8 protein-coding genes and 3 pseudogenes are annotated in these 8,057 nt (G+C 65.3%); 6 read left to right on the top strand and 5 right to left on the bottom strand.

The features are described 5' to 3' along the window. Positions 1-107: 107 nt before the first annotated feature. From ABZ070_RS27335 to ABZ070_RS27325, 3 genes are all read right to left on the bottom strand, one after another. A complete protein-coding gene (locus ABZ070_RS27335) occupies positions 108-431 on the bottom strand; it encodes a hypothetical protein (protein ID WP_356637990.1) in 324 nt (107 codons plus the stop codon). Between the two features lie 152 nt (positions 432-583). Beyond that, positions 584-1,006, bottom strand: coding sequence for a hypothetical protein (locus tag ABZ070_RS27330; RefSeq protein ID WP_356637989.1), 423 nt, complete (start codon positions 1,004-1,006; stop codon positions 584-586). Beyond that, positions 1,000-1,413: a hypothetical protein gene (locus ABZ070_RS27325; RefSeq protein WP_356637988.1), complete on the bottom strand. Its 414-nt coding sequence runs from the start codon at positions 1,411-1,413 to the stop codon at positions 1,000-1,002. Before ABZ070_RS27325 ends, ABZ070_RS27330 begins: the two co-directional genes overlap by 7 nt. 320 nt (positions 1,414-1,733) lie before the next feature. Between ABZ070_RS27325 and ABZ070_RS27320 the strand changes: the two genes are divergently transcribed. From ABZ070_RS27320 to ABZ070_RS27310, 3 genes are read left to right on the top strand one after another with little or no spacing between them, the layout of a single operon-like run. Further along, positions 1,734-1,934 (top strand): hypothetical protein, encoded by a 201-nt coding sequence (locus ABZ070_RS27320; protein WP_356637987.1) that lies wholly within the window; start codon positions 1,734-1,736, stop codon positions 1,932-1,934. A 1-nt stretch (position 1,935) separates the two neighbouring features. Next, positions 1,936-2,472: a DUF6879 family protein gene (locus ABZ070_RS27315; RefSeq protein WP_356637986.1), complete on the top strand. Its 537-nt coding sequence runs from the start codon at positions 1,936-1,938 to the stop codon at positions 2,470-2,472. Continuing rightward, positions 2,469-2,840, top strand: coding sequence for a hypothetical protein (locus ABZ070_RS27310; RefSeq protein WP_356637985.1), 372 nt, complete (start codon positions 2,469-2,471; stop codon positions 2,838-2,840). The genes ABZ070_RS27315 and ABZ070_RS27310 overlap by 4 nt, the downstream gene beginning before the upstream one ends. Before the next feature lie 231 nt (positions 2,841-3,071). Here the strand turns inward: ABZ070_RS27310 and ABZ070_RS27305 are convergent. Then, a pseudogene (locus ABZ070_RS27305) lies at positions 3,072-3,301 on the bottom strand (transposase); the annotation flags it as partial. 317 nt (positions 3,302-3,618) lie between these two features. Here ABZ070_RS27305 and ABZ070_RS27300 point away from each other — a divergent pair. Then, positions 3,619-3,840 (top strand): annotated as a pseudogene (locus tag ABZ070_RS27300) (transposase); the annotation flags it as partial. Between the two features lie 190 nt (positions 3,841-4,030). Here the strand turns inward: ABZ070_RS27300 and ABZ070_RS27295 are convergent. Further along, positions 4,031-5,905: a hypothetical protein gene (locus ABZ070_RS27295; protein WP_356637984.1), complete on the bottom strand. Its 1,875-nt coding sequence runs from the start codon at positions 5,903-5,905 to the stop codon at positions 4,031-4,033. A 1,029-nt stretch (positions 5,906-6,934) separates the two neighbouring features. Here ABZ070_RS27295 and ABZ070_RS27290 point away from each other — a divergent pair. After that, positions 6,935-7,187, top strand: a pseudogene (locus ABZ070_RS27290) (restriction endonuclease); the annotation flags it as partial. Positions 7,188-7,470: 283 nt separating this feature from the next. Beyond that, positions 7,471-7,965: a hypothetical protein gene (locus tag ABZ070_RS27285; RefSeq protein WP_356637983.1), complete on the top strand. Its 495-nt coding sequence runs from the start codon at positions 7,471-7,473 to the stop codon at positions 7,963-7,965. Positions 7,966-8,057: the final 92 nt, after the last annotated feature.

Here is an 8,057-nt window from a genome sequence, read left to right as displayed (position 1 = left end):
GTAGATCACCAACAGCAGGCGCTCGGCCAGGACCTCCGCAGACAGGGAGCCGCCGCCGGAGACAGAGGTGACCACATCCAGGCAGCCCGTGCGCAGGACTGCCTCTTTCAGCATGTCGATGAGCGGCACGATGCCCCACCGGTGCTGTACCTCACCCTTGATCCGGCGCAGGTTCTTCGGCCCGGCTGGGCCTCGGCCGGGGTCAGCCGGATCGCCCCGGACTTCCGCTCGGCGATGTCCAGCCAGCTCAAACGCGGCATGCGGTCGTTCAGTAGCGTCAGCTCGGTGGTCATCTGCTCGCGCAGCTCGTCGACGAAGTCGGCGGCGTTCAGCGGCGGCTTGTGGAGTTCGCGGTAGTTCTCCTCGCGGCGCTCGGCGAAGTCCTGGGGCAGGTCCTCGTCGGGGTTTCGCCACTTGTCGGCGCCGACCACCCAGATCTCCCTTGCACTTGAGCTGGTCGCGCAGGGCCTGGAAGGCGACGACCTCGTAGACCATCCGCACCACCCGGCGCCGGCCCCGCTTGTCGGTGCGGTGCACGACCTCGGCCCAGTCCCCGCCCATCGCCTCGTGTACCGGCACCGTCTCACCCAGCGGGTAGTACGTGGTGTTGCCCCGCTGCCGCGTACCGGGCCACCAGCGCCAGCGCCTCGATCACCGGCCGGTGCGTGTGGTTGGACGAATGGAACTCCAGCACATCCAGCAGCCTGATCAGCCCGCGCCGGTAGTGGTTGGTATACGACGCCTTCAACGTCGTCTGCACCGTCCTCCGGTAGACCGGGCCACGGGTCTTGAACTCGTGCACCAGCTCCCGCAGCGTCTGCTCACCGCCCGACACGGCCGGGTACACGACCTCGCGGACTGTGCCCTCCGGCTCGCCGATCGACGCCTCGGCGAGCTTGAAGAGGATGTTCTCCTCGCCCGACACCTTCCTGAACGCGTTGACCAGTTGCTCGGTGCCTTTCTTCTCAGCCCGCGCCCCGATCCGGTGCTCCGTGGATATCAGCAACTCGACCAGCGTGTCCTGATCTCCCGCTCCCGCTCGTGCAGCAACGCGGCCAGCAGCGTTACCCGCAGCGGCAGCGGCAGCGGGTGAGTGCGCAGATGGGACGGGGATTCCACCGCGGCCCGCGCCCGCCACCCGGCCACCACCTTCGGCGCGACATCGGCGAACAGGTCCGCCTGCAGCCCGACCGCCCTCACCGCGAGCAGCTTGTCGATCTCGGTGAGCATCGTCTCCAGGCTCACATTGCCCGGAGCCTCCTTGATCTTTCCCAGGACCGGCGGCCCGTCCTCGCCCTCACCGGGTGCAGCGTCGTCCTCCTGGTCGGCGCCGACGACCAGGGCGACGATCCTCTCCGCGCTCTCCACCGTGAGCCGCGCCGGGATGCCCGCCGTCAGCGTCTCCTCGGCCACTCGCGGAGTCCCCGCGGCGAGCAGGGCGCGCGGCTCGGCCGGGCCGTCGTGCCCGGACGGCTACAGCCTCCAGCCCCCGCCCGAAGACCCGACGCACTCGTGTGCCGCCGCGACGGCGCACCGCCACCGCCCGACGAGGAGCCGTCCATCCCGTCCCGCTCGCTCTGGATCCGAACCGCCGCCAATACCCCTGACACACCACGCCCCTGCGTGCCTTTCCTCGCCAGGCAGGGGCGCTTCGCCGTGTCCGGAACGCACCCTTACCCACTCGGTCCCGAACTGCTGCAATTTCGAGAAATGTCAGCGAGAGGGAAACCGCCATGAAGCTACGCTTTATCGGCACCACCTCGGGCGGAGGCAACTGCCCGACGCTGTACGAAACTGACCGCGGCACCATCGTCGTCCAGGGCTACCGAGTGACCGACGAGGAGGCCCTAAGCCAACTGCGGGACGTCCTCGACGGCGAGACATTCGTCGAGGTCCCCCGCGAGCTGCTCACCCGCTTCGCGCCCAAGGAGTGACGTGCCCGACCTGATCACCGGCGAGGCGTTCGGACGTCTCTTCGAGGACTTCGAGCACACCGCGTGGCGGCTGGAAACCCGCACGCTCTACACCGTCGACGAGGAGCAGGAGCCGTTCGCCCGGCACCGCCGGGGCGAGAACCCCGGAACCGACTGGTTCCAGCCGTGGCTCGACACCATGCGCAACGGCATCCAGCAGGGCAAGCGCATCGAGCGTGTGCGAATCGTCCCCGAAGTGCTCACCGCTTACCTGGAATTCGAGCTCTGGCTATGCCAGTTCAACGTCCAAGTCGGCGAGGACATCCGGTACCTGCGGCAGGACCAGGCGGACAAGCTGGGTCTGCCCGGGTACGACTACTGGCTCTTCGACTCGCACCGCCTGGGGCGCATGCACTTCACGAACGACGGCGTGCCGCTCGGCACCGAGATGATCGAAGACCCCTCCGAGGTCGTCCGACACAGCTACCTGCGTGACACGGCCTGGCACCACGCCATCCCGTATGCCGACTACGTTGCCGGGCGGACCATCACCCCGTGACAAAGATCCACGAAGCGCGTGAAGCGCTCGGCCAGCGCCTCCGTGAACTCCGCCGGGAAACAGCAATGAACGGCAAGGAGCTCGCGGAGGCTCTGGGCTGGCCGGCCAGCAAGGCGGACCTGGAGAGCCTGGGCCTGGACTGTCTCGACCCACAGTGGATCGGCACGTGCTCCGAGCGTGGTGGGCACGTGTGGCGTAACGTCGCGATCCACTCGCTGGCCAGTACCGCGCCCGCGGTGAGCGCGAGCACGACGGTCAGGGTGTGGCGTACTCCGCTCGGCGAGGCGCTCCAGCAGGCCCGGCACCTCATCGGGAACGACACCAGGGTGATCGCGGAGTTGGTCAAGAGCGGGTGGGATCAGCGATGATGGGTCGGCAGGCACGGTTTCCACTCGGACCACGGGCATAGAGAACTCCATGATCTTGGGAGTCCGTGCCTCTCACGTTCCCGGGTCACCACCGAACTGGCAGACCGCCACGAACCGGACACCCTGCGACTACGCCGAAGCCCTGCTGTCCAGCCAACGGTGTAACTCGGGTGGTTGAGTTACCGGCGGCGGGGCCGACGGCCATCGAAGGCGATGTCGAAGGCGGGTGATCCAGCGTTTACGGCCGGCGCCGGTGTGTCCAGGCTCATGGCGGCCGTGTAGACGCACTTGAGTGCCGCTGCTTCGTTCGGGAAGTGCCCGCGGGCCCGGACGGCCTTGCGGATCCTGGAGTTCACACTCTCGATCGAATTCGTGGAGCACACGACGCGGCGGATCTCGGTGTCGAGCTGGAGGAACGGCACGAACTCGGCCCAGGCGTTCTCCCACAGCCGCACGATCGCCGGGCACTTGGCGCCCACACCTCCTGGAAGTCCAGGAAGCGGTCCTCGGCGGCCTGGCCGCCCTTGATCCGGGAGACGGGGTGTGGTCACTTCGCCCGCCGGCGCCTGGCCGTCGCCCTCGCCGCGGTCCACGCCGCCCGGCCCGGGGCAATCCGAGTCCTGCACTCGACGATGCCGACCTCGGCAGCCGCCGGATCACCATCGCCGGACGAACCCACCCGCTGGACGACCTCACCCGGCAGCTCATACTGGCCTGGCTGGGGCACCGGCGCCACCGCTGGCCGAACACCGCCAACCCGCACCTGATCATCAACATGAACACCGCGCTGGAGACAGACCCCGCTCGCACCATGCCCCACCCCCTGCGCTCGCTGAAACCGACCGACGAGATCACCGCCGAACTCCCCGTGCTGGTCGGCTTCGACCAGGACATTGCAGCCGAGGCCCCCTGCACCTCCAACCGCATCCGTGGCCTGCTCACCCAGTTCCACCCGTCGCTGGAGCGTGTCCTCGGACCGCGCCTGGACCACCCGGCGGTGACCTGGCATGAACGCGCAGGTCATCGCCGATCAAGAACGGTGTCTCTACTTCCCAGGTAGAAGGCCCCCAGCCCCTCCAGCGACCCCGGACCAGCAACACCACCCGACTCGCCTACCAACTCACGGCCCGGCAACCACGGAATTGAGCAGCAGAGTCGCAGGGGCCCGCAGACGACCAGTGGTGAAGACCTCACCACTCGCCCCCGCCACCGGAGTCGCCGGTCGAACCGGTGTTGCTGCTGTAGTTGTTGATTCCCCACGGGTCTCCACCGCCGGCATCAACCTGTCCGGAATTCGTCAGGGGCTGGGCACCCGGCAGCCCCTGCGCCTGCTGCTGGCCGTGGGACTGCTGCGAGATGTCAGCGGACTGCCCGTTTTTCTGCCCATCGGAGGCCTGGACGACAGTCGGCTGCACCTGCGGGTCCAGCTGCGCCGGCGGCTGCACACCAAACGTCTGTTGCCTCCACTGATCCCACCAACCCGACGACGCCGAACCACCAGCCACCGACGTGCCCCCGTCCCCAACCGGAGAAGCCCCAGCAGGCAACCCCGCCTGCGCCTGCGTATCCGCCTGAGCCTGCTGAGCAGCAGGCGGCGCAACCGATTGCTGCTCGGGGTACGCACTCTCCGTCACCGGCGGCTTCTGCCCCTGACCCTGCTCACCCGGCGTCAAACCACCCGAGGACAGCGACGTAGAATGGTGTGACGGCGGTTGCTGATGGTCCGTCAGGGCGTGGCCCTGCGAAGGATTCTGATCCTGCGCGGGCTTCACTGCATCTGCACCCTGCTGCTTTTCATGCACGGGTTTGCCCGGGCCCGAAGACCCTGGTGGCGTAGACAGCGACGGCTGACCAGCCGACTGGATCGACTGCGACTCGCTGGACGTATTTTCCGCGAAGCCAGCCTCTCGCGACTTCCTTACCTGCGAACCAGACCAACCGTTCTGCTTGCCTTGACCTTGCTGACCGGTCGGCAGCGGCTCCTTGCCCTGGCTTGGCTGCGGCTGGCCGTGCAGGCCCTGCGTGCCTGCTGGGTGCTCCCCACCCTTGCCCTCCGACCCGTTGCTTTGTGGCACACCAGACAGATGCAATGGCGTTGTGGAGACGTGACTCTGAGGGCCCGGAGCGGGGTCCTTGAAGGGCGCACTCGGGGACTGCGATGCCAGCTGATTCAAAGTGCGCTCGTACTTGTTAGCCGCGTGTTCCACGGTCTGCCGCGCCTCAGGCGTTTGGGGCTGGCTCGCTAGCAACCTGCCCAGACGATATTGCTGAAGAAAATCTTGAGCACCCCCGGGGGAGTTGATGAACCGCGACACTTGGTAGCCCCCAGAAGGCGCCCCAACAGGGACCGCACCCCAAAAAATACTTGCACGCTCAGTGGGCACCCATTCCCAGTACGTTCTACCCGAATTGGTGTCCCGCAGGCGGTCTGCCGGCGTCCAAAAACTACCGTTATCGACGGCGGGAAGGCCTGCACGCTTCAGGAGGCCATTTTGCATGGACTTGAGAGTATTTTTGGCATCTCGCCGATTTTCGGCGAAATCTTCAATACCGTACCCTAGCCGCTCCCTGTCGGGCGCATTGGCCTGTATCTCGCCGACGTGGGTGTGGGCTACGCCATCCTCTCCCCTATAAGGCGTAGAGAATTCAAATAGGCTTACAGCATCCAGCTTCCTCCAGTGGCCCATGTATTTGCTGTAGGTTGATTCGGCGATTTTCGACAGCTGATTTGCACGATCTGGAGTATCTGCTGGAATTTTTGCAGCCTGTGCGTCGAACTCCGCGTACGCCTTCTCCTGCCAGTGCTTATGGGAATCATTTGCCCATTGATTGACGGGCGCCTCAGGAGGGAGAATTTTTTCGGAGATATCGCCACAATATTCCTTGCATAACTCTTTCGATCCCTCTTTCAGGAGCTCTTTGAGTGGCTTGGGAATTGATACTGCACTTGCCGGGGCTGCACCGAGTACCCCTACCCCAAGCGCCGCTCCAAGGGTCAGGCTCGCAACTGCATTCCTGCTTGTCGGCAGGACCGAACCCTCACGTATCTTCTTGTGGCGTGCCATTACCTCGTCCTTTCAGATCTAAATAGACTGGGGCATCTGTTGCAGCTCGAAAGGCTGCGGTCGAACCCGGAGGCGTGAATCGTCACTCTCAGTAGCGGATTATCGCAGCAATTGCTCAATTCCCCCTTCGAGGCGAGCTCGACAAGTAGGAGCATGTGCACCGTGCTCCTTGACTTGCGGCATCCGGGAACCCGCTGTCAGCCGTATACTGCCAGAGACGTTGGGAAGATTCCGACATCGAGTTCCCCGCAGCGGCCCTTGCTCGCAAGTGCAATCCTGTTGATGGCAATTGATGCGGCGTCAAGTCCCATGAGTACCCTTTTCCCTGATTGCGCGTCACACCTTTTCCCTTTTAGTCCACCACGCCGATTCAGCGACATGTGACGTTGACCACGCCTGGCGATCGACACTCTGGTTGCACCCAGCGGTCACTGGAACGGTCCAGCAACAGCCATTGTTGAGGTTACGCAGCAAAACAGGCGCGAGCGGCAGAACCTTGTTACCCCCCTTCCTCGCACGCACCAACCCGGCCACAGCTGGTCGTCGCAACATCGGCTTCGTGGAACTGCACCTCATGCCCGGCTACAGCCGCGAACTCAACCTGCTACCTCGCAACGGAGCGGCAGAGAAGTCGGAACGGTTCAAAGGAGACCACGGCGCCGACCAGATCGAGTGGTTCCAGCAGCGGGCGTCGGCCGTCCAGCCGAGCAGTCTCGGGTTCCAAGCGGGGTCGATGGCGGCGAGCTGCTACGCGCGGCGCTCGGCGCGGGCCGGGTCCTTGCCGAGTCCGCCCGCCCGGCCGCCTGACATTCGTCAGCCACTCCCCGCCTTGTCCAAGGCGTTCGCGTTACGGGGCGCCGTAAGGGTTCGGGCTTCGGCGTAGTAGGCGCGGGTGCTGATTTTCACCTCGTTGCCCAGATGGATTCTCAATTAGATGGCAGAGTCGGTGAGACCTGAAGGCGCTGGGGGAGGGGGCGGCCGGTACCACGGATGGAAACTCCCTGAGAAGCATGGGTGTTCTCTTGCTGACGGGACGGCTGCACCGAGGTTCAGCGCGTCGGCGGCGCCGGCGACCGGGGCGCGGACTGATCGGCCGCCTGCCCGACGGCCGTCGCGTCGTCATTCAGTGCAGGCGGTACGCCAAGCACCGCACCGTCGGCAGCCGCGACATCCAGACCTTCAACGGCACCGCCCGAGCCGACAACAGGCGGACGTCCCTGTCTTCGTCGCTTCCTGCGTCTTCACCAAACCAGCCCGCGACTTCGCCGCCCTGCACCATCTGTGACTCGACGACCGGCTCCTCCGCGGCCGAATCCTCGGTGATGGTCTCTCATCAGGCGTCTCCTTGATCATCGGATCCGCCGTTGATTAGACACTCCCCTGCCCGAGACCATCCGCCCGTGGGCTGGGCGCGGCCATTGGGCGCGGTCAGTCTGGGTGTGTTGGGGGAGATGACGCCGGACGGATGAACCTGACCCTTTGATGAGTTTGAGAATTGACGCTCCATCGCACAATGTGAATTCCTGGGCACACCCAAAGAACCCGCGTCCATCAGGCGAGGAAGAATGCAATCCATTTCGAAGTGGAGCGTGGTGGCAGCAACGGCGTTGTCGCTCGCGACTCTCGCCGGTTCCGCCTCGGCGTCCCATGAGCCGTACCCCCTGGACTGGGGCATGGACGTGAAGCGCAAGGAAGTCATCAGCCTGACGTCTACGGGGACAGGAACCACGGTGGTCGACAACGGGACACCTGGACGCGGGATCGGTGATCAGATCATCATCACCGCGAACCTCTTTCGTGGAGGTGTCAGCTATGGCACCGAGGGCGCAGTGTGCACCCGAGTGGCAGCGCAAACCACTCACTGCACGGGCACTTTCAGCCTTCCCTGGGGGCAGGTGACGTGGCAGCACTTGCAGACTACCCCTGCTGGCGCCCCGCCCAGCGACTTCGATCTCGCGATCACCGGCGGCACCGGCGCGTACGCCACTGCCCGAGGTCATGCTCACGTTGCCAGCGTCTCTGAGTCAGGTGGAGCCCTCACCCTCTATCTCGTACGCTGACCTGGAACCCGCCCATCACCAGACCGACGAGCACGGGTATGAGGAGAATCGCGTTCAGACGGGTGGGCACCCGCCAGTTGCGCGGTGACAGC

The organism is Streptomyces sp. NPDC006283, assembly GCF_040613325.1.
In the GTDB taxonomy this organism is placed as follows: Bacteria; Actinomycetota; Actinomycetes; order Streptomycetales; family Streptomycetaceae; genus Streptomyces.
This window is presented reverse-complemented; position numbering and strand designations above follow the sequence as displayed.